The following is a 232-nucleotide window of genomic DNA, read 5'->3' as shown; positions in this document are numbered from 1 at the left end:
GGCATTCCAGACCATCGCCAGCGGTGGTAACCGTGCACCGCTTTCTGCACTGCGTTCGGTAATCGCGGAAGATGGCAAAGTGCTGTATCAGAGCTTCCCGCAGGCGGAACGCGCTGTTCCGGCGCAGGCGGCGTATCTGACACTATGGACCATGCAGCAGGTTGTACAACGCGGTACGGGTCGTCAGCTTGGGGCGAAATACCCGAACCTGCATCTGGCAGGGAAAACAGGG

At 59.9% G+C, this 232-nt stretch carries 1 protein-coding gene; it reads left to right on the top strand.

What is annotated here, in order from left to right:
• The coding region (locus SB764_RS44995; protein WP_410867435.1) for a penicillin-binding transpeptidase domain-containing protein at positions 1-232 on the top strand (232 nt) is incomplete at both ends.

It is taken from the genome of Paraburkholderia sp. SIMBA_027, assembly GCF_046535315.1.
Classification (GTDB): Bacteria; Pseudomonadota; Gammaproteobacteria; order Burkholderiales; family Burkholderiaceae; genus Paraburkholderia; species Paraburkholderia tropica.
The sequence above is the reverse complement of the archived record's forward strand: the minus strand, read 5'-3'. Positions and strand labels throughout refer to the sequence as shown.